We start from the raw sequence: 25,589 nt of genomic DNA on the forward strand, positions 1-25,589 counted from the left end.
CGAGTATATTTCCCCTGTTCTCCCGGGGGGATTGAAACCTTAAATAAGACAGAGTAATGTCATCTAACCTATCTTTCTTCAACTAATCATCCCCCTTTTGCAATGCCATTCAACTTATTTTTTTTTGATTTTCCAGAAAGGTAACTACTTCCTGAGCGTCCTTAGTAAAAAGAAGGGCATATTGAAAATCAAACATGGTTTTAGTTTCAACAATAAGATATTCATCATTAGGGATTGAATTAAAAATCTTTTTCCACTTATATTTTTGCTCCATTTTCTTTGTTTCTTCTTTGATCCGATCCATATCCAACTTAAGTACTGCAAAGCCAGGAGAAGAAATATCTGTTTCTGGGAATCTTTTTGAGAGAATCTCTCTATTTTTTTCTGACAGATTCACCTCAGAAACCACCTCAATGTGCCCAGCCTCTTCAAACCTTTCGCTATACTCGTCTAGCTCTTCAAACGTTAATTCTTTTTCTGAGAAAACAGCTATACAAAAGATATCCTTTTTATCCTTCTTTTTAAAAAACATGGTGATCCACCCTTCTAATTCACTCCTAGTTTCCCTTTTACTCTTTCAAAAACTCCTGCTATTTCTTGCACTAATAATCCTCCTGTTGTCTGACGGGCATTCAACCATTCAATACCATCTTCACTGACCATTTTTAAAGTCCAATTATACGATGGTGATGAAAGGACATGTATACCTTCAATATTCCAATCATGTTCACCTTTGTAAAACAACATTAATCGTGTGTTATGAATTTTCCTTTGTATTGATCTATTAAACTGTTTAATTATTAAACTATCTTGGTCTACTCCGTTATTTAAAGATAATTCATCAAGATTCGATATTGCTTGTTTTTTACAGTAGAGAAGATAGTCACTTGGAAGTATGTATAAGGGATCTTTTAAACGTCTAGATCGATTTTCAACACCAATAAGCATTCTAGGAAAAATAACTTCGTTCAAGGTCCATTCGGGAGCCGGGTGTGTATAGATTTTATAACTTGTTTCAGTCTCCTTCATGCACTCGACGACCTGATCGTCACTGAAATAGAAAATACTTTGTTCCAACTGATCTGTTACAATTTCTGCAACCAAATTGCTTTTTGAAATAACCCACATGGCTCTAATGAACAGATCCTCGAATTTAAGTTCACCCTCAATATAATGAACCAGTTCAAACTTATGCAGTTTTTTAAACATCATTTCCCATTCTTTTTCTAATTCATCATCCCCGTAATCTTGAAAAGGGTTAGATATACCTATCAGAACTTTTCCACCTAACATTTTTACAAGTAAATATAAATCTTTGTTAGTCAATGTCCAATTAACCATTATAATCTCCCTTAACCAAATTTTCTCATTGACTTAGGTTTCCCAAAATCAGGATACATTTTTAACACCATTTCATCATTTTTTTGTATGTATATATATCTATGGATAAAAGTTGCTAAATAAGCAGTTACTATAGATACAATCGAGTATGCGATAATTAAAGCAATCATAAAAACTGAGTCCGTTACCAGATAGGACATAAGAAATTGTGCAACCACGTACCCAAAACTTGAAGATGCGATTATAGGTGTAATATTAAACTTAGAGTTTCCATTTAGAAGCTTGGCATAGGTCCCCGAATACAGCATTTTTACATTGAAAACCTGGAAGAAAATCAATAATAATAACATTAGAAGTAACCCTATATAGAAGGAGCTGCTTCCTTCTACTCCAATATGTTTATACAAAAACTTCTGAATGACAAGGAAATAAACATACGTATTCACTACACCAAAAACACCAATGAATAAATAGTAAGACCTTTCAAATTTATAGGGTGCAAATATATATAGAATAGCCCATAGATGGACTCCGATGATGGGAATCAGAGCGGCCCAGAAAAAGGGAGCAAAAAATGGGATGCTCAGTAACGGCAGGAGCCCAATAAAGTCCAAGAGTATTAATAAAAACCCTATGACATTTCTTCTGTTTTCTTTAGGAAATTGCATATTATTTAAATAAGATACTGTAATATCATCAATATCTCTGTGTCTTTTCAAATTCTTTCACCTCTGTAATTGGAATCTGTAAGATTAACTAAACCAAGACCCAACCTTATTGATAATACCAGTAGTACCTTTTTTTATTGCGTCCCCGATAGAGTCTCCTTTACCATCACTATCTACATCCATGAATTTAAGATCACTTAGTAATGATGTTGTAATCATACCAACAGCAGCACCTGCCACAGCCCCAACAGCTAACCCGATCGGACCTCCGATAGCTCCACCTGCAAGTGCACCGACATATGCGGATGAGGCGATAGATGCACCAGCTACGGCAACATCTCCTGTAACGTTCCCCGCAATCTCACTTGCTGATTGATCATGCTGAACGCCGTGTACAATATCACCGGCCACTGTAGTTCCAATTCCAATATAACCAATTTTATTTCCAGCCCATTTAAAGGACTCTTTTACCCCTGTTATAGGGTCAACCAATTTATTAAGTTTAGGGTAATTCGTAGCGTTGGTTCCGCTATATCTATTTTTCTTGAAGTCCATTAGTTCAGGTTTAGTTAATGTAACACGGACACGTCTCTTTCCTTGACCAGTTGTATACATACTTTTAGTTACCCCTGCTCCTTTTCGGGCTTTGTTCACGTTTTTTGCTGCTCCATAACCCGTAGCTGCCGTAATCCCCAAATTTGTCGCAGCATTAATCGGCTGATCTCGCCACTGATCAAAATTGATCCCCAGTGTCGGTGTGGGGTCCCATTCCGGTTGCAATCCATTCACAGTATCAGCCGCTTCGACCCCATTCTCGACAAATCGGGGATTGTTGGTCAGCTCGAAATAAGGGTTTGTCGAGCCGCTATCGGACTCATATTGAGGGTGGTAACAGCTATTGGGCTGATACGTATCAATTGAGATTTTCCCGTTGGAGAAGAGACCCTGGATTTGGTGAATGTATTGGTTCATGGTGTGGACGTCCTGTTGAATCGGCTCCAGGTTGGCGGATTGACTTTGATCAAACTGGTGAAGTTTTTCGACGGTTTGATCTTTTTGCTGCCTCGCAACGTGCACCTGCTGAAGGAAAGAACCGTCTTGTAATCTTGGTAATGAGACGATATCTTGAACGCTTTGAATTGTTTCATTGGACTCACTTGTTAAGTCCATCACCACATCTCTTCCCCTATTTAATCCATTTTCCAAGTCATTCTGCAAAAAGCTTTCCTGAATATATCCATTCTGGGCCGGCTCCAACCCCTGTAATTCATTTTTAATGGCTTTCAGGGTAGATTCATATGTTGTTACCATTTGCTGATAGAATTCCAGAAAGGATTGATGTGAATCCTGGTAAAAAGACCGTATCGATTGACCTCCTTTTCCTTTAAAAGAGGCATCTTGAGAAATAAAGGAATTTATGGCTGATTCAATTTCGATCATCTGTTCTTTTTGCTTGTTTAACTTTCCAAGTACTTGTTCTAATCCTGACTCAAGAGACATGACATCCAGTGTTTTCATCCCTATTTCTCTCCTTACCTGGCTTTGATATGTGACGACAGTTCCTTATCGGCATCCGACATATCCTGGACCGCCAGTCGTGTCAATTCTTCATTTCTGATAAGCAGTTCTTTATAACTCTGGAGCATCTGTACCATGCTTTGATTCAATTCGTTCAATTTTGTTACCACTTCCAGGCGATTTTCCTGACCAATGTTTTGAGGTACATCCGGTTGAAGAGATTCTGCAGAGGATTTCATTTTGGAAAGATCATGATCTATTTCTCCTTGTACTACTCTGATTTCATTGCCCATAACAGCTACCCCCCACTAGTGTAAATACATTTCTTTCTACTCAGCTATTGTTTCAGCTTCAGATTCCAACCTGTGAATAGTCTGTTCTATTGCCTGGATTTCACTGCTTATGGTTTGCATCTTGCTGCTCAGCATAGAGAACACTTCACTGAACTGGTTATTTTCAATATCTGTAAAGTAATGAAGCATTCCTTCATACCTTATTTCATCAAATTTATTTGCAAGCGTCCCTTGCCAGGTGAATCCAGATAATTCAGGATTTGTAATGGATTCCCGATAACTTGAAAATTCCTGTTTGTTTCCTTGAAGTTTGCTCTGACATGTCTGAAGCCTTTGAAGTTGCTCACGTTTTTCACTTAACAACCCGTAGTAAAAATATAAAGACAAGAACCTTCACCTCAATTGATTACTCTAATTCATAAAATTTTCCAATCTTTTTAACTATAACATGGATGAAATTTTGTCAGAATGATAGAATCTGTTTATTTTTAGTATGTGCAAGTAATCCTTTTTACCTATTCGATATATTATTTATCAATGAATAATACGAACTATTAATTAAGTATCACAATTTTTGTAAAATGAAACCCTTTTTACACCATTATTTTCCAGTATCTGAAACTTTTATTATATTAAACACGTATTTTAAGTCAGAGGTGAAAAAATGTACATAAACATACCTGAACCAACACAAACCATATCAATAAAAGCCACTAAAGTCTGGCGAATATCCAACACGATCGGACATACAACAGCACTGCTCATCATAGGAGCCCTAATGATATGCAGTGACCGATTCGATTGGTACGACTGGATCGGGATCGTTCTTTACATTCTGGGAGGGTTGTTCATTGTCTCTTCCATTTTCTCTATCTTCATAGAACCGATTTACCTGCAAAGAACCTGGCGATATCAGGTCGATCAGGAATTCGTTCAGTTGAAATTCGGGAAGTTTCAGCAGCAGCATATCCTGATACCGATGGAGAAAGTGGAATACGTCCGCACAGAGCAGGGACCCATCATGCGTAGCTATGACCTTTATGACCTTGAAATCGGGACAACGACCTCCAGTCACAAAATACCTGCCATACCGGCAAATGTAGCGAAGACATTGAAAGCAGAAATTGCTACCTTCGCAAAGATTCGGGATAAAGATTCAAAAGAAGGAGAAATGGGAGCATGACCCAAACTGCCAAACGATATCACCTAGCCTATATCATCGTGGAATTAGTATCGACCGCGAAAGGCCTATTTGGGTTCTATATCCTCCTGTTCCTACTGAAGGCGAATTCAACAGCCGGATGGGTGATATGGAGCCGCTACGCCCTGTTGGTTGCCACAGTGGGGGCAATACTGTCCATCTTTGCTAAGTGGGCTTATAACCGCTATGAATTAGGAAATAAAACCATCCTCTTCAGAGAAGGGATGTTCGTTAAAAAGCAAAAAACGGTCTCCTGGGATCGGATCCACAGCCACAGGTCCAATACGACGTTCATTCATCGCTGGTTTGGATTAACTTCTTTAACCATGGAAACAGGGACGAGTGGAGAAAATGCCCAATTTCAATTTCCCGTCATCACACAAGGAGAGAAGGATCGCATTTTATCTTATCTCGAACAGAAGCAAAACAGAGATGAATCGGAAGAAGATATAAAGCCGGAACGCAAAGTACACTTTCAAGCGACCAGGAAAGATCTGATTAAAGCATCCTTCACGTCACTCAGTTTCCTGGCCATCTTCCCATTAGTAAGCGCCATCTATTTCAATCTGGCCGATTTCTTTGCCATCGAAGAATCAGCAGAAAGTGCCTGGCACTACTTGTTGAATCATGTGTGGATCCTGATCATTCTTTTCCTCATTGCCATGATCCTGTCCATCTCCATTGGTTTTGTAAAAACGTATATGAAGTATGGAAATTATGTCATTAGCGATGACCAGGAACGGATTTATATTGAAAAAGGGATTGGGAATGAGGTCAGCTACTCGATTCCAAAGAATAAAGTACAAGCTGTCAGAGTGGAACAATCCATTGTGAAAAGGATACTCGGGCTTGTTTCGATCAAATTGATCAGTGCCGGCTCCTCTGAAGGCGAAAAAGAGGAAATAAGTTCTTTATATCCCTTTATGCCAAAACGTGAAGCTTATGATATGCTGCACACCATCCTTCCCCACTACCCGGTCAAAGAGGAGATGGAACGCTTCCCACTGAAGGTCCTTTGGCTGAAGCTTTTCCAACCTTATTATTTAACGATTGCTGCTGTAGTGGGCCTATGGATCTTTAAGCTGGAATGGATTTGGATCGCAGGGATTGTCTTTGGAGTATCCATCCTTCTGCGAATCCTTGATTACTGGTTTACAAGGTACACTCGTCACGATCAAACCGTCCAAATTCGAAAGGGAGGCTGGTTGAACGAAACCTTCGTCACCCATCGGGACCGGATCCAGCAGGTGACTGTGAAGCACTCATGGCTTGATCGTAAGTTCCGAGTGGCTACCATCATGTTCTCCAATCGAGCGAATCCGAGTCATGAGAGTTTGTTGTTTGGGGTTTCGAAAGAGGAAGCTGGTATTTTTTATGAATGGTATCATAAGAAATCCGTCTCTGGGTGAGACGGATTTCTTTTATACAGACCTGGGCACAGTCGTATCACCTAGACTATCAAGAATTTAATAATCCACCCCGAGATGAGGTGAAGCTTTACACATAGTTTATATGCATTCGTTCCATAAAGGATTCATCACTCACCAATAAAAAATCAGTATGAATATAATCCGTTCCAAACAAATTTTTCAGGTCCATGTAGTTGTAATGTGCAGCTTTTACCAGACTATGGTCTTCCTTATATACGTAAATCGTAAAGTACGTTTGTAGAAACAGGAGAAACTCATCTACACTGATACCCAGCTTTTCAAGGTATTCACTATTGAATTCAATGAATCCAAGGATTGACTTACTTGTTTTGAAAAGGTTAGTCATCCCTTTTAAGACAAACGCTTCATATCCCTCAACATCCACTTTAAAAAGGACTGTTTCATAGGTTTGATCATGACAAAGGGTATCGATGGTGATGGACTGGACAGGTACCTTATCTATTAACTTATGAGAAGGTTCATAAGTGGCTGAAGAGGTACCAGACCAATGCCTATCAACAAAGAAAACCGTTTCTTCATTGTCTTTATCCGAGGCGATCGCATTGTAGATTGCTATTTGTGACCGGTTAGGATGTGCTTCTTTAGATTGTTCAATAAAAGGTACTAAACGGCTGTTCGCCTCCACGCCTATTACCCTGGTCTCGGGTGAATACTGAGTAGAGAAGATACACTCCCCGTAATTCACGCCTACATCGATGACCAGGTCGGGATTCATTTTCTTCACAGCCATGGACCAGAATCGATCGAGCCTTTTTTGGGTAACCCCATTGCTAATCAGTAGTGCCCTTCCCCGATTTTCCTCAGAATCTATATAGAGAACCGTGGCACTGGGCAATGTTAATGTTTTAGGCAGCTTTTTTATATTCAATGTTTTGTACTTTACCAAAATGCCTACATCGATCATAAATTTCCAAGTCTTCGGATAGTTCTCCCAGACTCTCATTAGAAAAGGCTTTCGAATAGCAGCATTCCACTTCATGTTTGACCCCCCTTTAAAGAAACCTGTTTAGAGGTATACATTCTTAGATGCCACCGGAAAATCCTCTATAACAGGGCTTTCTTCATGAAACCTTTACAAAAGAAGAAAGAAAATTTTTTCACTTTGTGTGATAATCTCTTTATCATAAAACTATATTGTGTTGAGGGTTGTATGTTTTTCATCGGGTTATTCGTAGATTTGCAGGGAAAGCATAACTTCAATACCGGACCATTCAATTCAAAAATGAATGGAGGATTCGTATGGTAAATTTCATGTCTTTTTATGGTACCATCACCATGATCAGTGGTTTTATGACAGGACAAAACGGGGAAGGGGAAGGGTGTTATAAATTAATATCTGTAGAAGACGGATCAGGTGGCTCGGTGAATTTCGTCGTGTCGCCAACCACATACTTTGTGGACCATAGAATGGTGGCAGTCGGGGATAGGATAACCGGATATTATGATGGGAACGCACCTGTTCCCCTTATTTATCCACCACAATATCGTGCACTTGTCATGGTAAAAGAAAGTTCATCTCAAAATGTAAAAGTAGACTATTTCAACTCACAGTTGGAGAGCAGCGATGGCACGCTAAGATTAAATCTCTCCCCCTATACTCAGATGGTATTAACCAACGGACAATCCTTTTCAAAGTACCCTGTCAATCGGAATCTGATTGTGATCTATGGACCCGCCACAATGAGTATACCTGCTCAAACCACACCTTATAGAATCATTGTTTGGTGTTAGACTTTTCGCACTTTGTTCATATACAGGACTTTCTCTCTCCAGTAACCTTGTGTAGATACACCAGAATAGAATTCTGATAGATTAAATAAATAAACCCAAGCTTAAGCTTGGGTTTATTTCGACCATAATTGCAGGACATTAACTGTAAGCTAACTCTTTCCCATTTAGACCAAGCGTCTTTGCTGTTGAAGTATGGATTTCTTTAAACATCTCCGGGTTTTCCACTAGTGACAAACCATAAGAAGGAATCATTTCTCTAAGTTTCGGTTCCCACTCATTCATATGCTGCGGGAAACATTTTTCAAATAACTCAAGCATAACGTGAACGGCAGTAGAAGCTCCTGGGGAAGCACCCAGTAATGCAGCTACCGAACCATCAGCGGCACTAACCACTTCCGTACCGAATTGAAGTGTTCCTTTCCCGCCTGCCTCAGTATCTTTGATTACCTGCACACGTTGGCCGGCCACTACGATATCCCAATCCTCGAGTTTAGCATTAGGGATAAACTCCCGTAGTTCTTCCATACGCTTTTCGTTCGACAATAACACTTGCTGGATCAGGTACTTGGTCAATGACATCTCTTTGACACCTGCAGCGAGCATCGTGAGGACATTATTCGGTTTGACGGAACTGATCAGATCCAAATTCGAACCCGTTTTTAAGAACTTGGGTGAAAATCCGGCAAACGGTCCAAACAGTAACGATTTCTTGTTGTCGATAAATCTTGTATCAAGATGGGGAACGGACATTGGAGGAGCCCCCACCTTGGCTTTACCATATACTTTGGCATGATGCTGTGCTACTACTTCCGGATTGTTACATACCATAAATAGTCCGCTTACCGGGAATCCTCCAATATGTTTTGATTCTGGTATACCTGTCTTTTGCAGTAAAGGCAGACTTCCGCCCCCACCGCCGATAAAGACAAACTTTGCCGTGTGATGTTCGATCTTACCGCTGTCGATATTATGCACCTTGACTTCCCACGAACCGTCGCTGGTACGTTTAATATCCTTCACACTATGTTTGTAGTTCATCTCGACATTTTGCCTTTTTAAATGGTCAAACATCATACGTGTTAAAGCCCCGAAGTTGACGTCCGTCCCAGAGTCGATTTTGGTTGCCGCTATCGGTTCATTCGATGTACGGCCTTCCATGATGAGCGGAATCCACTCCTTCAGTTTTTCAGGGTCATCGGAAAATTCCATCCCTTGAAACAAAGGGTTGTTTGTTAGCGCTTCCAATCGTTTTTTCAAAAACGCTACATTTTTTTCCCCTTGTACCATACTCATATGAGGTAAAGGCATGATAAAGTCTTTCGGATCACCAATTAAATCACGTCTTACTAGATACGACCAAAACTGTCTTGAAAGCTGGAACTGTTCATTGATTTTAATTGCTTTACTTATATCTACCGATCCGTCAGATTTCTCTGAAGTATAGTTAAGTTCGCACAATGCCGCATGCCCCGTACCCGCATTATTCCATTCGTTCGAACTTTCTTCTCCTGCATCTGCCAGTTTCTCAAACACTTTTATTTCCCAATCCGGTGCTAACTCTTTCAGTAATGATCCCAAAGTCGCGCTCATGACCCCGGCACCAATTAAGATAACGTCTGTTTTTTTCTGTATGCTGCTCATGAAAACCTTCCTTACTCTTTATATTTTCAGAAAAGAGTAAGCGCTCATGCTCAGGTCTCACTTAAAGCAAGGCGCCACCCTGGAACTCACCTGTTCTGTTATAAACATACCACTATCTATTATAATGATTTAGGAATCAAAATATCTACCGTTATCTGATAATTATATACTATTTAGAGCATTTAAAAAAGTGAAAAGTCCGTTTTCACAGACTTGGTAACCTATTAAACAAAAAATAAGGACATAGGAATCTCTTCCCACGCAAATGCACCCTCTTTAACATTAAAGGGCAATACTGTCATCAGTACTGCCCGCATCATTAATCTCTTTCTCTAGCTTGCTGTGTATCCCGGATATTTTTCTGAATGGTAATTGAAGCAAATAGACTGAGAACAAATGACATACCATAAAATCCTTTTTCACTTAAGATAATACTACCGGCATTATAAAGTCCTATCGCCATCAAGGAAATGGCTACAATCACTGCAAACCAACTGAGCCCGTAATAGATGCCCGAAACGGGGATATCCTCTTCCTTGTCCCGTACCGCTTTTTGCAGTGATACAGCTGCATACAATCCGAATATCAATACAGCAAAGTAATACCCTTTCTCATTCAGTTCCATTCCTGCATTGAACAGGCCAATCAGATAAGCGGAAACACCTAGTACCAATGCTGCCCAGCTCGCCCCTTTAAAAGCGGCAGTCGGTTCCCCTTCTTTTCTTTCCACCTTGATCTTTGGTTTCTTTTCATCGCTTTTCATTAACGGGTTTTCATTCAACTCAGACATTAACCGCTCCCCTTTACTGTCATTCTATAGGCAGGTTTCACCCTGCTACCCTAAGAATCATTATAGCAATTTTTTACAGATTTTGTTTACTATTATGGAGTGAAAATTTCATTTTTAGGTATGGTTTTTTAAGCGAAAGGGCCCATTCCCCTGTGTTCATAGCGTTGGTTTACTGGCGGACCGATCATTTTCACTTTATCTTGTATCGTTTTTCTTTTATTGAAGAGGAAACAAGGCGACTCGCCCCCTTGCACTTTTTGTTTATTACTATTAAAGTATATACTGGTTGAAATCCTGCCTAACTGGGAATGGATAAGACTAATTCAATTTACTTTTTAATTTTGGGAACAGGTTTCCCTAAAGGAAAGGGTTTAAATATACTATGAAAAATAATTTTTGGCATGAGTTGCCACGGCCGTTTTTTGTTCTGGCACCGATGGAAGCCGTGACCGATGTCGTTTTTCGTCATGTCGTGAGTGAAGCGGCGCGTCCTGACGTGTTCTTTACAGAGTTTACGAATACGGAAAGCTACTGTCATCCGAAAGGAAAAGACAGCGTCCGCGGGCGTCTGACGTTCACGGAAGATGAACAGCCGATCGTCGCTCATATTTGGGGGGATAAGCCCGAATACTTCCGTGAAACAAGTATAGGTGTAGCTAAAATGGGCTTTCGCGGAATCGATATCAATATGGGCTGCCCTGTGCACAATGTCGCAGCGAACGGGAAAGGATCGGGCCTGATCCGCCGACCGGATGTCGCGGCGGAAATCATCGAGGCAGCCAAAGCTGGAGGACTTCCCGTCAGTGTGAAGACCCGTCTAGGTTATACCAAGGTGGAGGAGTGGCACGACTGGCTGAAGCATTTATTAGAACAGGACATTGTCAATCTTTCCATCCATCTCCGTACGAAAAAGGAAATGAGCGACGTCGATGCTCACTGGGAGCTGATCCCTGAGATTATGAAACTGCGTGACGAAATAGCTCCTCATACGCTTCTGACCATCAACGGAGACATTCCTGACCGCGAGAAGGGACTCGAACTTGCGGAGAAATACGGCGTGGACGGCATTATGATCGGACGGGGGATCTTCCACAATCCTTTCGCTTTCGAAACAGAGAAGAAAGAGCATACCAGTCAAGAACTGCTCGATCTCCTACGACTGCAGCTAGAACTTCATGATAAGTACTCAGAAGAACTTGAGCCGCGCCAATTCAAACCGCTTCGCCGCTTCTTTAAGATTTACGTCCGCGGATTCCGGGGAGCAAGTGAGCTGAGAAATCGTCTGATGGAATCAGAATCCACCGATGAAGTTCGTGCTCTGCTTGATGAGTACGCTGATAGAGTGAAAGAGGAGGAAGGCTTTTCTGTGTCTAAGTAAAGCACATTTCATTTTTGAATAGAGTAAAAAAGGGTCAGACCCCCAGTGAGCGTTAGCTTACTTGGGGGTCTGACCCTTTTTTTGCCTCTACTTATGATACGGTTCACCCCGATTAATCCGAAACGCACGATAAATCTGCTCCACCAGGATCAGCCGCATCAACTGATGGGGGAAAGTCATCTTCGAAAACGAAAGGGTCTCATTGGATCTCTTGATCACATCATCACTCAATCCAAGTGATCCACCGATAACAAACGCGACTTTGCTTTTCCCGTACGTAGCAAGCTTGTCCAGATTATCGGCAAGTTCTTCCGATGAACGCATTTTCCCTTGGATGGCCAGGGCAATGACATGATGATCAGGAGAGATCTTAGCTAAGATCCGTTCTCCTTCTTTATTTTTCACTTGCTCCATTTCAGATTCACTCAACACTTCCGGTGCTTTTTCGTCGGCAAGCTCGACGATTTCTATTTTTGCATAAGCACCTAAGCGCTTTACATATTCACCTATTCCTTGCTTTAAATATTTCTCTTTTAATTTACCAACCGTTACAATGGTGATATTCACTATCCACACTCACTTTACAAACAATTTACAAACACGTTATCCACAGACTTTATCCACATATCCACAGAGTCAATCCACATATCGTATGGGAATATTAGTTCGCCACTATATATATTGCGTTATTCCCACAATATTCACAAGTTGTGGATAACTTATTTTCTTCAGAAAGCTCTGTCAGTTGAGGCGCTACCTCATGCTCATCCACGACAATATCCATGGCTAATTCTACATGTTCCAAGCAGCAGTAAATCATGTCGTTTCCTCCTAATCTGTAGTCTAATTTTAGAGTATATACTTATCCACAGTTATCATATCATGTAAAGAAAAAGCAGGAAAGGGCGCTTGGCCTTCCTGCTTTTCGCTTATCCACATTCTATAATCGGGATTCGTCAGTTAGTTTCATGGTTACTTCTTTCTTTTCCCCGTTTCGATAAAATGTAACCTTCATTTGGTCGTTTACATCTTTTTTGTTATAAAGATGCTTTCTTAACTCAATGACATTTTCAATTTTCTCTCCGTCCAGCTCCGTAATCACATCCAGCTCTTGTAAGCCTGCCTGGGCAGCTGGAGAATTGGGAACGGTTTGTCTGATCATGACACCATAATTGATTTCTTTCGGAAGCTTCAATGTTTCCTGCTGATGATAGGCAGAAATTTTATTCACATCCTCCAGTGTCACACCCATTGCCGGACGTTTGACCTCACCGTACTGCTCAAGGTCTTCAATAATCGGCTGAGCATAGTTGATCGGGATGGCAAGTCCAATCCCTTCTACTGCACTCTGGGCGATTTTCATGGAGTTGATCCCGATCAGCTGACCGGAAATATTAATGAGGGCTCCACCACTGTTCCCCGGGTTGATGGCTGCATCGGTTTGCAGAACTTCTGCATTCCAATCTTCCATTCCATCCTGGTTAATATCGACCGGAATCGTTCTCTCTACACCCGAGACAACCCCCTGTGTAACGGAACCGGAAAATTGTAGTCCAAGTGGGTTACCAATCGCAATAACAGGCTCTCCCGCTTTTAGCTTGTCTGAATTTCCAAACTCGGCAATGTCATCTTTCTTGATTTTGCTGCCATCAATTTCGATTACAGCCAGGTCTGTCCAAATATCCGCACCACGCATTTCGGCAGGCACCTTTGTCCCGTCTGCAAGCGTCACTTCCAGCTGATCTGCTCCTTCAATCACGTGATTATTGGTCACAATATAGACTTTATTGCCTTCTTTCTTATACATAACCCCGGATCCTGTACCCGCCTGTTGATCCTGAGTTTGTCCCTCACCCTGTCCCCAGAAGCTTTGAGACTGGATATTCGTGATTCCTACAACAGAGTCTCCAGCTTTCTCTACGGCTTTCGTCACATCCGTTGTCACATCGACAGAAACATTTTGAGTGGCCCCATTATGATACGCATCATCCGTTTCTTTCAGGTCCTCGTCGGGTTGAATTGAATACGGTAAGATGTCAAAATTGGTTAACTGAGGAATCGCTACAATGACCAAGATAGCTCCAAGTACCACTCCCAATAACCCGGCAAGGAACATTCCTCCCCGGTTGCCCTTTTGCCTGCTCCGGCTTTCAGAATTATGATCCGAATCATAATAACCCATATAACTTCATCCTTTCTACGTTCTATTCCTTTTGTTATTTTATCTTTACAAGCATGATTATAGTCAGGTTAAATGAAAAAATGATAAAAAAAAGGGTAAGAAATTCAAATTCTTACTGGATATGTAAATACCAAAGAAGACAAAAAAAGGTGAAGACCTAAAGCCCTCACCTTTTTCATACCTTCAAAAGAAAAATCGCAAACATTTGAATCGGTTTAAATCGCAACTAAAGGTGTTGGTACTTTAGGGTCCGTATCAAATAAATCAATTTGTTCTCCTACTGCTATTCCTTTTGACTCGAGTGTTTGCGAAACACTCATTCTTGCTAGATCTTTCATATTATTATCGAGGCTGAGATGGGCTAAATAGATTCCTTTCGTCTTATCGCCCATCACTTCACTCATGGCAATGGCCGCGTCTTCATTGGATACGTGTCCATAATCACCAAGAATCCGACGTTTTATATTCCAAGGATACCGGCACATTCGGAGCATCCCCACATCATGATTACTCTCAAATACATACGCATCGGCATTGGAAATGATCCCTTTCATCCGATCACTTACATATCCTGTGTCCGTTACCAGGACAAGCTTTTTCTCTCCCTGGTGAAAAATATAGAACATGGGCTCTGCCGCATCATGAGAAACCCCAAAGGACTCAATGCTCATTCCTCCAAAGTGCTTCGCTGTTTCCATATCAAACGAAAACTTTTGTTCCGTATCTATTTTCCCTACTAAACCGTCCATGGCATTCCAGGTCTTATCGTTGGCATAGATCGGAAGCTTGTACTTTCTCGCAAGTACACCGATCCCCTTAATATGATCACTATGCTCATGAGTGACCAGAATACCCGATAAATCTTCTATCTTCCGGTCGATCCGACTGAACAACCCTTCCATCTGTTTCCCGCTCAATCCTGCGTCGACAAGAAAGGAATGCTCTTCCGTCTCCACAAATATCGCATTTCCTGTACTGCCACTGGCAAGCACACTAAAATGCATGGCCATAACGCTCACTCCAATGTTTCTTTTTCTGGTTTGGTGACTTCGAAAATCTGTCCTTCCACTGCATTAATAAATAGATCTTCCTTTTTATCACCTGATTCAACGACAAAGTGCCAGGTTGGTGCCAGGACTTGGGATTCTTCACGTGATAAAAAAGTATAGTATCCCAGTTCAGGTGTTTTGATCGTGCTGCCCGTGCTGATCTTATGATTGGTCCACAAAACCTGAAGAGCTTGAAGAGAAGTGAGCAGGCTTTTCTTTTCCCCACTTAATTCCTCTAAATCCTCAAGCAGTGTTTGTTTGTAAGAGACGATCTCACTCTCTTTATTTAGAATAAGAATCACTTTACCATTTGAATTGTTAAAAATCTGTCTGTCCTTATACGTCTGATAGTAAATAATCGTTTGTTCATCTTTATTATAATTCCAGAAGCTGTACTTTTCACCGCTCACGACCTGATTTTTCATAAAATCGGTTAATTCATCAGGTGAAAACTTTTCACTGATGGAGTATGGCTCTTCTAATGTTGAATGAATCGTATTATCCGTGACGACACTGACATCTTGATTTTTCAACTTTTCAATTTCCTTCTCCGTGAACATTTTCGTTTTTGCACTAATATAGGCTTCTTTTATTGATTCTTTTGAAAGATTTTTCGGGTAATCAATTTTATCTGTCTTTAGTTGCTCTTCAAAGGAAACTTGACTTAACGTTTCTGGATTGCTTTCAGAAACTTTGTTAATGAACAACGACATCAAAAAGATGTCTAAAATAAGAAAGACAATAATAAAGATGCTCTTCGTTTTACTCCAGTCCAATTCCAAGCCCCTCCTGTTCTTCCAAGGGTAGGCGTAACCAATTACCATCGTATTTATAGTACCAGGAAGGTTCAAATACAAGGAATTTTCTATTTGATTCATTCGAATCTCTTGTCATTTTATATCCGACAATGACATCTTCTACGTACTTAAGGTCGATTGTATCGTCCTTTGCCAAAAGATATAAAACGGTTGCTCCGGATGGCAATTGGACCTCATCTACACTTTCAAACGATAAATCATAATCCAATTTAAAGTACGGACGATTGTATTCGTTGATTGATTCCTCACCCAGAATTTGAGAAATTTCAGCCATCCCATTGTCATTAAAAACAGGATAGTTTTGCATAAACAGCCGGTATACAATTTTATTCTCAAGAGGACTGATCGAGAAAAATTGATATTGATCGGTCCAGCCACCATGATCATTCACAAACTCCATGCTTTTTTGAAGCAGCTCTGTGGCAGATGATCCTCCATTTTTTTCTTCTGATGGATCCACGTAAGACAAAGTGTTATGTTCTTTATTCGTTTTTAATAAACTATACACATTAGTATATTTTTCGCCCTGCTCAGTAAATCCCTTATCTACACTATTGGGATCACTAAACAGTGCTTGAACATATTCTTCGGGGGAATCAAGATCCGAATAATATCTATAGCTGATATAATCCTCAGCATTTTTAGGCAGAAAGATCGTTTTTTTATTATTTAATGGCTGCTCTATATATTCATCAAAATTATAAACGGCTTTCTGAACAAAACTTTTTTCAAAAGCTTCTAAACTAGCACGGTTTACCCGGCTTTCATATAATTTCTTTTCTCCTTCTTCATATAAAACAAAATATACGGAACCTGTATCTGAACCGTTATTATTCAGATCGATAATGATTCGGTTAAATGAACCGTTCAGGGTGTTTTTCTCCTCTAATTTTAACACTTGACTATAAATAGAAATGGGAACATTGTCCGGGAAAACAATTTCTACCTTTTGCTCACCGTTTATAACAGATTTGATTTCTGACATATTATACTCTCGTGAAAGATCTTTCATATCAAATAATGTCCAGGTTCTTAATTGTTCAATAACCTTATTGATTTCGAATTCATCTGAAGTTCCGACTGTCTTATTTCCTGAATGATAAAAAAGTTTAAACGGTTTGATTACAATGCTGTTCAGTTCATTCTCTGGTATCTTGTCACCCACAGACACATCGTAAGCTTCATCGCTATTAATCGTATCGTACCCTGGTTGATACGTCCAAAGATTGAAGGTAAGAAATATGCTGATGCATACGAGCAGCGTTAGAATTATCGATTTTATTTTTTCGTAATTCATGACCAATCATCCTCTTGTGTGGAATCATATGGGAGAGTGAATGTGATGGTGGTTCCTCTTCCTTCAGTACTTGTCGCCCATACGTCACCACCGTGTGCTGAAATCATCTCTTTTGCTATGGCAAGGCCAAGTCCTGTGCCACCCATTTGTCTTGTTCTGGCTTTATCGACACGATAAAAACGCTCAAAGATTTTCTCCAGATTTTCTTTCGGAATCCCTAATCCTTGATCTGATACACTGATTTCAATATATCCGTTCTTTTCTATGGCTTTGAACGTAATGGTTCCGCCCTCTGGTGAATATTTCAATGCGTTTGAAATAATGTTATCCAATACCTGTGTGATCTTATCCTGATTCACTTCCACAAACATTGCATTGTCTGGTAAGAACCGGTTAAAGGTCACATTTACATTCTTGGTCATTTCAAATCGATCAATGATTTTATGGAAAAAGAGAATGAAATCAACCCAATCTTTATTAAAACGATAGTCTTTACTATCCATTTTCGATAATTGAAGAAGATCATTGACTAACCGAATCATTCTCTCTGTCTCATTTTGAGTAACATCAAGGAATTGAGGTGCGATGTTTTCATCTTGCCATGCCCCTTCAGCCAATGCCTCCAAGTAGCTCCTCATCGTTGTTAGCGGCGTGCGAAGTTCGTGGGATACGTTCGCCACAAATTCCCGTCTCTCTAAATCAATTTTTTCTTGCTCCGTAATATCATGTAACACCGTTATAAGACCGTTCACAAACCCGGTCTCTTTTTGAATAATGGAGAAATTCGCCCGTAAGATATAAGGTTTTTCTTTTGTACTGTAATCTAAAATGATCGAATCCTGTTCATTGGATAGATCATCAAACGTGTATTCCTCATCCAATCCCAGTAAGGTTACAATGGGTTGAGAAACGACTGTTTCACGTGAAACATTCAGCATATCCGCTGCAGGATCATTAATCAGAATGACCCTTCCTTTTCTATCTGTGGCTATGACACCATCTGTCATATAAGAAAGCACGGAAGAAAGCTTTCTTCGCTCGCCCTCCGTCGTGGCTTGGGCTTCTTGAAGACGTTTCGTCAAATTATTGAATGTAATTGCAAGCTGACCTATTTCATCGTACCCGTAGACCTTTACTTTCCTGGAAAAGTTTCCTTTTGCCATGGCAAGTGCTTGTTTTCTCATATCAGATATCGGTCTTGTCACGGTTTGAGCCAATAACACACCCAATATTGCTGTAATGACCAGGGCAATTAGGGTACCATTCGTAAAAATCTTGTTGATTTCACTCATTTGGTCATAAACCGATTCAATTTCACCGACAAGATAAATAGCACCAATGACTTCTTCATTTGAAGTGATTGGTGCTGTATACACCCAGATTCGATCTTTTGTTTTATCATCAAGATAGATATCCTCATGACCTAAACCTACAGCGAGAGCTCTTTTAACCTCTTTCTCCCCACTAACCTGACCAACCAAACTCTGATTATTGGGATCTGAAGTACCAATAATTTTGCTCCTATTATTAATCACTCGAATCTCGGAAATATCAGATGTTTTACTATCATCTAACACCCTCCCGATATCCTCTTCAAGCGTGGGGTCATCTTCACTGCGATTCTTTACTATTTCTTCACGAATTGTATACTCTAATAATTCCACTCTATTTTTAATAGACGTCTGGAAGTTATCGACAAGCTTCTCTTCTAAGGCCCTCACAAAATAAACCCCAATAATCTGCATGGCGAGAAGAATAAGCAGAACATAAATCAAAACGAATTTCAGATGGATGGAACGGGTTAAACCAACTTTCTTCATTACAAATTACTCCTGTTCAGGATTTCGTAAGTAATAACCGACTCCTCTACGTGTTACGATCCAGGTAGGGTGACTTGGGTTGTCCTCAATTTTCTCGCGAAGACGTCTGACGGTCACATCGACCGTACGTACATCTCCGTAGTAATCATAACCCCAAACAGTCTGAAGCAAGTGTTCACGGGTCATCACTTGTCCAATATGCTTCGCTAAATAATGAAGAAGCTCAAACTCACGATGTGTCAGTTCAATCGTTTCCCCTCTTTTCGAAACAACGTACGCATCAGGATGGATGGTTAAAGAACCAACCGTGATTTCATTGTTCTCATCTTCAGCATTTTGCTGTGCCCCTTGCTGATGTCTTCTTAAATTGGCTTTTACCCGGGCAATAAGTTCACGCGTACTGAACGGTTTCGTCACATAATCATCGGCTCCAAGTTCTAACCCCAATACCTTATCAATTTCAGAGTCTTTCGCTGTCAGCATAATGATAGGCATTTCATACTTCTTCCTGATTTCACGGCAAACTTCCATTCCATCACGATTCGGAAGCATAATATCAAGAAGGACAAGATCAGGCTTGATTTCCTCCGCCATCTTGACGGCTTCGTCTCCATCATACGCACAATGTACTTCATAGCCCTCTTTTTTCAAATTAAACTGTAGTATATCTGCAATTGGTTTCTCATCGTCGACGACTAATATTTTCTTTTCCATGTCAATTGATCTCCTTTAGAAAAAAGTAATGTATCATATAAAGTTGTGATTAGTATAGGATTCTTCCTTTAAATTTATCACTATCTCCATATTAATTCATCTTTAACTCTATCATAACCTTTATTTCATTTCTTTTTGACTATAATCTAAATATAACAAAGGGGACTGACAAATAAAATGATTGTGTCAGTCCCATGCTTGATTACCTATATACAATTACAATACATCCAATGGATTGATAAGAGATCCATTTTTGTAAACTTCGATATGCAGATGGACACCGGTCGATTCACCAGTTGTACCCATGATACCGATTTTTTGGCCTCTTTCCACCGTTTGACCGGCAGAAACTGAAATGGAATCTAAATGAGCATAAATCGTTTTATATCCATTTCCATGATCGATGACCACTTTATTTCCGTAACCGCCATCGTCCCAACCGGCAGAAACGATTCTTCCGTTATCAACGGATTTGATTGTACGATCATCTGGTCGCGCAATGTCGATCCCTTTATGAACTTTACCCCATCTTGGTCCTTGTTTAGAAGAGATGTAGCCGCCATTTGTCGGCCATGCAAAGTTTCCTGAACCCCTGGATGGAGTTGCTTTTGTTCCTTTGATTACAATGTATTTCACTGGATCTTTTAGTTTCTTTTCTTCTTTTACATTTTTCTCGATTTGAGAGCCGTTCACTTCTGTCGTTTCAAACGTAACGGATTTTTCACCATCTTGACCTTCCTGCTTCACTTTCGTATCGCCTTTATTCATAGAAGAGTCTTCCACTACTTCTTTCTCATAGGCAATCTTTTCGATCTTGTTTGCTTCTTTCTTAACAAGAACATGAACAAGTGGCTCATATACAGTTACGTTTAGCTCTGAACCAACTTTCAGGGCATCGTCTTCTTTTAACTCTGAGTTTAACTCCAGCAATTTCCCGGTAGTTAACTGATGCTCTTCTGCAATCGTACCAAGGGCATCACCCTCTTGAACTTTATATTTCTTTTCTTCTAATGTGCCCTTCTTAAGAAGATCTGCTGCTTCCTCAGAAGACATCATTTCTTCAGGCTTTACCTGTATTTTTTTCATCTCTACCTTTTCTTTAAAAGAAACTTCTAATAAACGTGTTTCATTTTCCTTTAAAGCGGGTAAAGAAGTCGATGAAGAATCATTTTTTCGCGTATTCAACTCGTTTAGCTCATCTTCAGAAACATAGTTGAGCTTAAAAGACTTTAACGCTTCTTCAGCAGCCTTTTCGTCTTTTACATAAGCAACCGGTTTATTGTTCACAACTAAAGCAAAAGCATTTGCTTCAACTGATACAGATTCATTTAGACTTTCAATAACCTTTTGATTGTTTGTTTTCGCAGCAGTAAACACATTCTCAGGTATGTACGTTACATCATGATTAAAATCAACCTGATAACCCGAGTACTCCTTCTCGGCCTCAGACAATTTCTTATCTAAAACCGTTTCAACTTCTTCTTGATTCGTAACAGCTCCTACATACTCACTATCCATGTATACATGATAGATGGTTTTCAGATTTTCATCTGTTCCTGTACTCGCTGCGGCTGATGAAAATGTCAAAGTTGTAAGAGCGAGGGTTGTAATCCCTACTCTTTTGACAAATTGGTTTGATCTATGTCGAATATTAAGTTTTTTATATTTTTCTAAAATGGGTGTTAATTTCTCTCCGAAACTCATTGAGTTGCCTCCTATAAACTAAAGCAAAAATCCCAGTTACGCTAGTTCATTAAGCCTAATTTAGTAAAATTCTATTAAATTCGTACTTTACTAATTTACCATAATTCGACGAAATCCGGGACGCAGAATTAAGATTGTAATAAAACTGTATAATTGGTTAGACATCAAAGAAAGCGCTTCAATGGTGTTTTTAGCGTCATAGTGGGAATTGCGTGGGTCTAAAGGTGGATGGGCCGTTGAAACAATGATGGTAAAAATTAGAGGGAATTGATTGTTTTTGTTACATTGGTGTTACAAAAACAAATAAAAAAGTACTACGAGAGTCAAAGTCGTCGCAGTACTTTTTGTAAGATGGCTCAGGACGGAATCGAACCGCCGACACATGGATTTTCAGTCCATTGCTCTACCAACTGAGCTACTGAGCCATATATTTTTAAAAATCAAATATGTAAATGGCGGTCCGGACGGGACTCGAACCCGCGACCTCCTGCGTGACAGGCAGGCATTCTAACCAACTGAACTACCGGACCAAAAATTTTTGCGATAGCAAAATATTTTTCCTTGAATTGCTTTAGCAAAAGTAACTTTCAATAATTGCGATAGCATAATATTTTCACTTAAACTCTCTCTTTTAAAAAATAAAAATGACCCATACGGGATTCGAACCCGTGTTACCGCCGTGAAAGGGCGGTGTCTTAACCGCTTGACCAATGGGCCATGTAGAGAGAAAAAAATGGTGAGCCATGAAGGATTCGAACCTTCGACCCTCTGATTAAAAGTCAGATGCTCTACCAACTGAGCTAATGGCTCTAAGTATATATATAAACACGGATAGCAAGCTTGATCAAAGCCGCTTTCGTGACAACGAAATTAATATTATCACAGGTTGAATGTCGAGGGCAATAGTTTTTTTGGATATATTGTCGAAAATTATTTCTTGGGGAATAATGATGGGGAAATGCACCTGGTTGGCGGTGCATTTCCCCTAATCCGTTTAGGTTAGATTGAAATCCAGTTTATAGATCCTTCCTTTATTAGTACCAATTGATTGTACATAAGGATGTGCACTTTTTATTAATCTAGTTGCGAGGGAAGGCGAAGATATTAATAGAAATTCTCTTAATTGACAGCTGGTTATCTCATTTCCGAATAATAAGTAGTAGTCTTTTAAAGCTTCTATATGACCATTTTTTGACCTTTTCCTACAATTTGGACAGCGCCAATATCCAAACTCTCTTATTAGTGGGAGATGGTCACATTCCTTACAAATGACTCCGGGTAAAATATCATTTTTACTTATTTTATAGGTATCTAGTATAGAAGTGTTTAGTGGGGTATTTCCTTTATTAATTAACCTGATAGTTTTTCTAAGTTCTTTATCTGAAATTATTTGATTATGGAAGTGATTGTGGAGTTGAGTGATTTTATTGGGGAGTGCGGCTGCATGAATTACCGTTTTGCTTAACGCTTCATTATTTGTACTTATAACCGTTTGAGGATTACTTATAACTACCAACCCATGTATGGGAATGAGAAGAAGGTGATTCTTTTTGATCCATTCTTTAAATTGATATTGTTGCCTGTTTATCTGAAGAATGGGATCAGGTAAAGCAATTTCTATACCGTTTTTTGTTTGAATGAATTGATTGAATATAGTATCGAACCTTACCGCCCCGGCTATATTTTTCACTTCCAATAATAATATATAACGATTGGTCAAAATGAGTGTGTCAATCTGGAAGTAGCGACCATTCAATTTAAGGCGGATATCATGGAAAATGAAGTAGTCTTTAGGAGGCAGGTAACCCAATTGGTAGTCATTTGATTTTTCACCATTATAGCCAGCTTGAATTTTTGCGAGGTTTTCCTTTATAAAGGGGATTTTAGGATAGTCTTTTTGTAAACGTCCTAATATTGCTTCTAATTTTAACAGTTTGAGTGGAACTTTTCGCTCGTTAACATTCATTTCATCACTCCAATCTTAGATTTATCCCTAAATACTTCTTCTTTTATTACAAAAATCCTGCTTAATAGGTAAATTTCACCTCCGTTTATTATGTAGATCAATTATATTATCGACTTTCATCTATATATTATCGACTTTTCAAGTATATTATCGACTTTGGTGATATATTATCGACTTTCACACTTTTATTATCGACTTCAATTTCTCCCGCGATTTGAGGCTGAATTCGCACTAAGTTCCAAGAACATTCTACATGGTAGCTAGCACCTTGCAAACCATCCACACTACCATAAAAAAACCCGCCACCAGAGCACCAACACAACGCTCCAACAGCAGATCTCCATCAAAACCAATATTAATAAGTCAAACTAGCAGCTACAACCAATCCCACTACAATCGCAGCTGAGAAAAGGCTGAATCCAACGGCAATATTGCCTTCTTCCACTTTCTTCGCTAAATTCGTCTTAGGTGTTAATACGTACTCAATGATCCAGTAGGCGATGACTTGAGTCGCGATACCGATGAGTCCCCAGATAAAGGCGTCAAGCAAATTCAGGCTGTTAGCCCAGACGGTGTAGATGACGATGGCGAGTCCGATGGCTTTTCCCCATAGTTTGAGGGCTACGGCAATGTTTCCTTCCCTGATTAAGGTAGCTTCTGAGAATTTGGTGGTAAAGGCGAAAACGGTGATTCCGAGGATCATCAGTCCAAGGCCCGTTCCGACGTGAGCCAGAAAGCTGAGTAGTGCTTCACTTGTTATGATTTGCATGAGTTTCTCTCCTTTTTATTTCTCCTGTAACCCTACAGGCAGAAAATATGATTCGTTATCGGTGATGGCGTTACCAGCCCGTATTCCGATTGCACCGGCCGTACCATTAATAATAAAACTGCCGACCATCAAGCTTGCATCCTTTATACCTTCATCCGTCTTAATCGCCGCAACAGGCAGAGGGATGAACTGTTGGTATACAGGAAGGGTCTGCTTATAGGTTTCTTTTTTATCTTCTAAAAGGATCTTGCCTGTCGCTTCCATGATCTTGACCGTATCTCCTTCACGGCCAAATGCAGGCTTTTGAACGTAGGTGATCCCATTCTTCTCGAAATGATCAGAATCTAAGTAGGTTGGAAGAAAGTATTGTTCGATCCATTGATGTTCCTCATCTGTATAGAAGGAACTGCATGCTTCATGAAGACCCCATATAAGTGCTTGAACTCCTTTAGACTGGAGTAAAAAAGCGGAGGGGGTATTCAAGATGGCAACCTTTTTTTCCAATACCATTTGCATCAGATCTAAGCCTACATATTCTTCTGTGAGAGGGTCCCTATCATCAATGAGATGTTCGATAGGATACGTCGGTCGGTACAATACATCGATCCGCTCCCCTTGAGGAGTATAAAGACCACTTTCTCGAATCTGCAGCTGATCCAGGCACACATATTCAGACGGCACACCTGAAAGCTTTTGTAGATATTTTGTTGTCAGGTGATCCTCTTCGTGATCCTGGTGAGAGGTGAAGACGATCTTAGGTTCGCCTTCCCGTTGCAAAGACTTCCAGGAAGATAAGAGTGCCCGTTTTAGCTCTTTCGCTAATCCCGTCTCGAATCCCTCATTAGGATTTGAACACCCAAAATACTGACAAACCTTTTCATTCACATGATAAAGCTCTTTGATAAAGGTTGGGGTGTCGCTATTGAACTCTAATAGCTTGATTTCACCACCACTTACAACGAAATCAAAGCGACCCACAATACATTCTTGAGGAATGGACTTAAATCTTATATAGGCAAGGGATTCCTTTGGAAATCCAAGCTCCAGAAGGGTTTCATCCTCCAGCTCACGAAGCAGATCCGCACTTTTTTGATAAATAGTGTACACTCTTCTGGATGCTTCATGAATCGCTGAAATCGTGTCACGTGATTCCATCTTAATATCCAATAACGAGTACTCCATGTCATACAAATCATGCCAAAATTCCGGAATGCTCTGATAGAAAGAGTTTCTCTTTTCGCGGTGAGAGGCTGTCATA

25 protein-coding genes and 4 tRNA genes are annotated in these 25,589 nt (G+C 40.0%); 4 read left to right on the plus strand and 25 right to left on the minus strand.

Features of this window, described 5'->3' with window-relative positions; translation table 11 throughout:
• Positions 1 to 109: 109 nt before the first annotated feature.
• From ACIFOD_RS03575 to ACIFOD_RS03600, 6 genes are read right to left on the minus strand one after another with little or no spacing between them, the layout of a single operon-like run.
• Positions 110 to 532, minus strand: coding sequence for a hypothetical protein (locus ACIFOD_RS03575; protein WP_430313487.1), 423 nt, complete (start codon positions 530 to 532; stop codon positions 110 to 112).
• A gap of 14 nt (positions 533 to 546) precedes the next feature.
• On the minus strand, positions 547 to 1,326 hold the full coding sequence (locus ACIFOD_RS03580) for a hypothetical protein (protein WP_430313488.1): 780 nt from the start codon (positions 1,324 to 1,326) through the stop codon (positions 547 to 549).
• A 26-nt stretch (positions 1,327 to 1,352) separates the two neighbouring features.
• Complete coding sequence (locus ACIFOD_RS03585; protein ID WP_430313489.1) at positions 1,353 to 2,060, minus strand: hypothetical protein; 708 nt, start codon at positions 2,058 to 2,060, stop codon at positions 1,353 to 1,355.
• Between the two features lie 33 nt (positions 2,061 to 2,093).
• On the minus strand, positions 2,094 to 3,527 hold the full coding sequence (locus ACIFOD_RS03590) for a ribonuclease YeeF family protein (protein WP_430313490.1): 1,434 nt from the start codon (positions 3,525 to 3,527) through the stop codon (positions 2,094 to 2,096).
• Positions 3,528 to 3,541: 14 nt separating this feature from the next.
• Positions 3,542 to 3,820, minus strand: a complete 279-nt coding sequence (locus ACIFOD_RS03595; protein WP_430313491.1) for a YwqI/YxiC family protein — start codon at positions 3,818 to 3,820, stop codon at positions 3,542 to 3,544.
• 36 nt (positions 3,821 to 3,856) lie between these two features.
• Positions 3,857 to 4,207: a YwqH-like family protein gene (locus ACIFOD_RS03600; protein WP_430313492.1), complete on the minus strand. Its 351-nt coding sequence runs from the start codon at positions 4,205 to 4,207 to the stop codon at positions 3,857 to 3,859.
• Positions 4,208 to 4,484: 277 nt separating this feature from the next.
• On the opposite strand from ACIFOD_RS03600, the gene ACIFOD_RS03605 reads away from it, so the two are divergent.
• Positions 4,485 to 5,003 carry a PH domain-containing protein gene (locus tag ACIFOD_RS03605; protein ID WP_430313493.1) on the plus strand — a complete coding sequence of 173 codons (519 nt, stop codon included), beginning with the start codon at positions 4,485 to 4,487 and terminating at the stop codon, positions 5,001 to 5,003.
• Entirely contained in the window at positions 5,000 to 6,430 is a 1,431-nt protein-coding gene (locus ACIFOD_RS03610) for a PH domain-containing protein (RefSeq protein WP_430313494.1), read from the plus strand. Before ACIFOD_RS03605 ends, ACIFOD_RS03610 begins: the two co-directional genes overlap by 4 nt.
• A gap of 88 nt (positions 6,431 to 6,518) precedes the next feature.
• Here ACIFOD_RS03610 and ACIFOD_RS03615 read toward each other — a convergent pair whose 3' ends face one another.
• Complete coding sequence (locus ACIFOD_RS03615; protein ID WP_430313495.1) at positions 6,519 to 7,451, minus strand: FkbM family methyltransferase; 933 nt, start codon at positions 7,449 to 7,451, stop codon at positions 6,519 to 6,521.
• Positions 7,452 to 7,711: 260 nt separating this feature from the next.
• On the opposite strand from ACIFOD_RS03615, the gene ACIFOD_RS03620 reads away from it, so the two are divergent.
• Positions 7,712 to 8,203, plus strand: coding sequence for a hypothetical protein (locus ACIFOD_RS03620; protein WP_430313496.1), 492 nt, complete (start codon positions 7,712 to 7,714; stop codon positions 8,201 to 8,203).
• A 138-nt stretch (positions 8,204 to 8,341) separates the two neighbouring features.
• Here the strand turns inward: ACIFOD_RS03620 and ACIFOD_RS03625 are convergent, their stop codons facing one another.
• Both ACIFOD_RS03625 and yiaA read right to left on the minus strand, forming a co-directional pair.
• A complete protein-coding gene (locus ACIFOD_RS03625) occupies positions 8,342 to 9,844 on the minus strand; it encodes a malate:quinone oxidoreductase (RefSeq protein ID WP_430313497.1) in 1,503 nt (500 codons plus the stop codon).
• A 319-nt stretch (positions 9,845 to 10,163) separates the two neighbouring features.
• The gene (gene yiaA / locus ACIFOD_RS03630) at positions 10,164 to 10,634 is read right to left on the minus strand and encodes an inner membrane protein YiaA (RefSeq protein WP_113969365.1); all 471 of its coding nucleotides are present in this window, start codon (positions 10,632 to 10,634) and stop codon (positions 10,164 to 10,166) included.
• A 382-nt stretch (positions 10,635 to 11,016) separates the two neighbouring features.
• Between yiaA and ACIFOD_RS03635 the strand changes: the two genes are divergently transcribed.
• Entirely contained in the window at positions 11,017 to 12,012 is a 996-nt protein-coding gene (locus ACIFOD_RS03635; RefSeq protein ID WP_430313498.1) for a tRNA dihydrouridine synthase, read from the plus strand.
• An 87-nt stretch (positions 12,013 to 12,099) separates the two neighbouring features.
• Here ACIFOD_RS03635 and rlmH read toward each other — a convergent pair whose 3' ends face one another.
• The 16 genes from rlmH to ACIFOD_RS03715 all read right to left on the minus strand — a co-directional run bounded on the left by rlmH (position 12,100) and on the right by ACIFOD_RS03715 (position 25,588).
• On the minus strand, positions 12,100 to 12,579 hold the full coding sequence (gene rlmH / locus ACIFOD_RS03640) for a 23S rRNA (pseudouridine(1915)-N(3))-methyltransferase RlmH (protein ID WP_374055327.1): 480 nt from the start codon (positions 12,577 to 12,579) through the stop codon (positions 12,100 to 12,102).
• Positions 12,580 to 12,673: 94 nt separating this feature from the next.
• Positions 12,674 to 12,832 carry a CxxH/CxxC protein gene (locus tag ACIFOD_RS03645; protein WP_430313499.1) on the minus strand — a complete coding sequence of 53 codons (159 nt, stop codon included), beginning with the start codon at positions 12,830 to 12,832 and terminating at the stop codon, positions 12,674 to 12,676.
• A 120-nt stretch (positions 12,833 to 12,952) separates the two neighbouring features.
• Positions 12,953 to 14,194, minus strand: coding sequence for a S1C family serine protease (locus tag ACIFOD_RS03650; RefSeq protein WP_397553611.1), 1,242 nt, complete (start codon positions 14,192 to 14,194; stop codon positions 12,953 to 12,955).
• A 215-nt stretch (positions 14,195 to 14,409) separates the two neighbouring features.
• The gene (locus ACIFOD_RS03655; RefSeq protein ID WP_430313500.1) at positions 14,410 to 15,204 is read right to left on the minus strand and encodes an MBL fold metallo-hydrolase; all 795 of its coding nucleotides are present in this window, start codon (positions 15,202 to 15,204) and stop codon (positions 14,410 to 14,412) included.
• A gap of 5 nt (positions 15,205 to 15,209) precedes the next feature.
• Positions 15,210 to 16,019, minus strand: a complete 810-nt coding sequence (locus tag ACIFOD_RS03660) for a two-component system regulatory protein YycI (RefSeq protein WP_181778102.1) — start codon at positions 16,017 to 16,019, stop codon at positions 15,210 to 15,212.
• A complete protein-coding gene (locus tag ACIFOD_RS03665) occupies positions 16,006 to 17,358 on the minus strand; it encodes a YycH family regulatory protein (protein WP_430313501.1) in 1,353 nt (450 codons plus the stop codon). The genes ACIFOD_RS03660 and ACIFOD_RS03665 overlap by 14 nt, the downstream gene beginning before the upstream one ends.
• A complete protein-coding gene (walK, locus tag ACIFOD_RS03670; RefSeq protein WP_430313502.1) occupies positions 17,355 to 19,178 on the minus strand; it encodes a cell wall metabolism sensor histidine kinase WalK in 1,824 nt (607 codons plus the stop codon). The genes ACIFOD_RS03665 and walK overlap by 4 nt, the downstream gene beginning before the upstream one ends.
• A 6-nt stretch (positions 19,179 to 19,184) precedes the next feature.
• Entirely contained in the window at positions 19,185 to 19,892 is a 708-nt protein-coding gene (yycF, locus tag ACIFOD_RS03675) for a response regulator YycF (RefSeq protein ID WP_113969391.1), read from the minus strand.
• 216 nt (positions 19,893 to 20,108) lie between these two features.
• Positions 20,109 to 21,596, minus strand: coding sequence for a peptidoglycan DD-metalloendopeptidase family protein (locus ACIFOD_RS03680; RefSeq protein ID WP_430313503.1), 1,488 nt, complete (start codon positions 21,594 to 21,596; stop codon positions 20,109 to 20,111).
• A gap of 352 nt (positions 21,597 to 21,948) precedes the next feature.
• A tRNA-Phe gene (locus tag ACIFOD_RS03685) sits at positions 21,949 to 22,021 on the minus strand.
• A gap of 28 nt (positions 22,022 to 22,049) precedes the next feature.
• Positions 22,050 to 22,126 (minus strand) — tRNA-Asp (locus tag ACIFOD_RS03690).
• A 115-nt stretch (positions 22,127 to 22,241) separates the two neighbouring features.
• A tRNA-Glu gene (locus tag ACIFOD_RS03695) sits at positions 22,242 to 22,313 on the minus strand.
• Between the two features lie 17 nt (positions 22,314 to 22,330).
• Positions 22,331 to 22,406 (minus strand) — tRNA-Lys (locus ACIFOD_RS03700).
• A gap of 184 nt (positions 22,407 to 22,590) precedes the next feature.
• Entirely contained in the window at positions 22,591 to 23,562 is a 972-nt protein-coding gene (locus tag ACIFOD_RS03705) for a nuclease-related domain-containing protein (protein ID WP_430313504.1), read from the minus strand.
• A 355-nt stretch (positions 23,563 to 23,917) separates the two neighbouring features.
• The gene (locus ACIFOD_RS03710; protein WP_430313505.1) at positions 23,918 to 24,331 is read right to left on the minus strand and encodes a DUF350 domain-containing protein; all 414 of its coding nucleotides are present in this window, start codon (positions 24,329 to 24,331) and stop codon (positions 23,918 to 23,920) included.
• Between the two features lie 15 nt (positions 24,332 to 24,346).
• Positions 24,347 to 25,588, minus strand: coding sequence for a glutathionylspermidine synthase family protein (locus ACIFOD_RS03715; RefSeq protein ID WP_430313506.1), 1,242 nt, complete (start codon positions 25,586 to 25,588; stop codon positions 24,347 to 24,349).
• Position 25,589: the final 1 nt, after the last annotated feature.

Origin of the sequence: Rossellomorea sp. NRS-1567, assembly GCF_050467885.1 — a bacterium.
In the GTDB taxonomy this organism is placed as follows: Bacteria; Bacillota; Bacilli; order Bacillales; family Bacillaceae_B; genus Rossellomorea; species Rossellomorea aquimaris_C.

Excerpts from the sequence above, each read along its gene's own strand:
- ACIFOD_RS03575 (WP_430313487.1), bottom strand. The coding sequence starts at position 532 with ATGTTTTTTAAAAAGAAGGATAAAAAGGATATCTTTTGTATAGCTGTT.
- ACIFOD_RS03590 (WP_430313490.1), bottom strand. The coding sequence starts at position 3,527 with ATGAAAACACTGGATGTCATGTCTCTTGAGTCAGGATTAGAACAAGTA.
- ACIFOD_RS03595 (WP_430313491.1), bottom strand. The coding sequence starts at position 3,820 with ATGGGCAATGAAATCAGAGTAGTACAAGGAGAAATAGATCATGATCTT.
- ACIFOD_RS03605 (WP_430313493.1), top strand. The coding sequence starts at position 4,485 with ATGTACATAAACATACCTGAACCAACACAAACCATATCAATAAAAGCC.
- ACIFOD_RS03610 (WP_430313494.1), top strand. The coding sequence starts at position 5,000 with ATGACCCAAACTGCCAAACGATATCACCTAGCCTATATCATCGTGGAA.
- ACIFOD_RS03615 (WP_430313495.1), bottom strand. The coding sequence starts at position 7,451 with ATGAAGTGGAATGCTGCTATTCGAAAGCCTTTTCTAATGAGAGTCTGG.
- ACIFOD_RS03620 (WP_430313496.1), top strand. The coding sequence starts at position 7,712 with ATGGTAAATTTCATGTCTTTTTATGGTACCATCACCATGATCAGTGGT.
- ACIFOD_RS03625 (WP_430313497.1), bottom strand. The coding sequence starts at position 9,844 with ATGAGCAGCATACAGAAAAAAACAGACGTTATCTTAATTGGTGCCGGG.
- yiaA (WP_113969365.1), bottom strand. The coding sequence starts at position 10,634 with ATGTCTGAGTTGAATGAAAACCCGTTAATGAAAAGCGATGAAAAGAAA.
- ACIFOD_RS03635 (WP_430313498.1), top strand. The coding sequence starts at position 11,017 with ATGAAAAATAATTTTTGGCATGAGTTGCCACGGCCGTTTTTTGTTCTG.
- ACIFOD_RS03645 (WP_430313499.1), bottom strand. The coding sequence starts at position 12,832 with ATGATTTACTGCTGCTTGGAACATGTAGAATTAGCCATGGATATTGTC.
- ACIFOD_RS03650 (WP_397553611.1), bottom strand. The coding sequence starts at position 14,194 with ATGGGTTATTATGATTCGGATCATAATTCTGAAAGCCGGAGCAGGCAA.
- ACIFOD_RS03655 (WP_430313500.1), bottom strand. The coding sequence starts at position 15,204 with ATGGCCATGCATTTTAGTGTGCTTGCCAGTGGCAGTACAGGAAATGCG.
- ACIFOD_RS03665 (WP_430313501.1), bottom strand. The coding sequence starts at position 17,358 with ATGAATTACGAAAAAATAAAATCGATAATTCTAACGCTGCTCGTATGC.
- walK (WP_430313502.1), bottom strand. The coding sequence starts at position 19,178 with ATGAAGAAAGTTGGTTTAACCCGTTCCATCCATCTGAAATTCGTTTTG.
- yycF (WP_113969391.1), bottom strand. The coding sequence starts at position 19,892 with ATGGAAAAGAAAATATTAGTCGTCGACGATGAGAAACCAATTGCAGAT.
- ACIFOD_RS03680 (WP_430313503.1), bottom strand. The coding sequence starts at position 21,596 with ATGAGTTTCGGAGAGAAATTAACACCCATTTTAGAAAAATATAAAAAA.
- ACIFOD_RS03705 (WP_430313504.1), bottom strand. The coding sequence starts at position 23,562 with ATGAATGTTAACGAGCGAAAAGTTCCACTCAAACTGTTAAAATTAGAA.
- ACIFOD_RS03710 (WP_430313505.1), bottom strand. The coding sequence starts at position 24,331 with ATGCAAATCATAACAAGTGAAGCACTACTCAGCTTTCTGGCTCACGTC.
- ACIFOD_RS03715 (WP_430313506.1), bottom strand. The coding sequence starts at position 25,588 with ATGACAGCCTCTCACCGCGAAAAGAGAAACTCTTTCTATCAGAGCATT.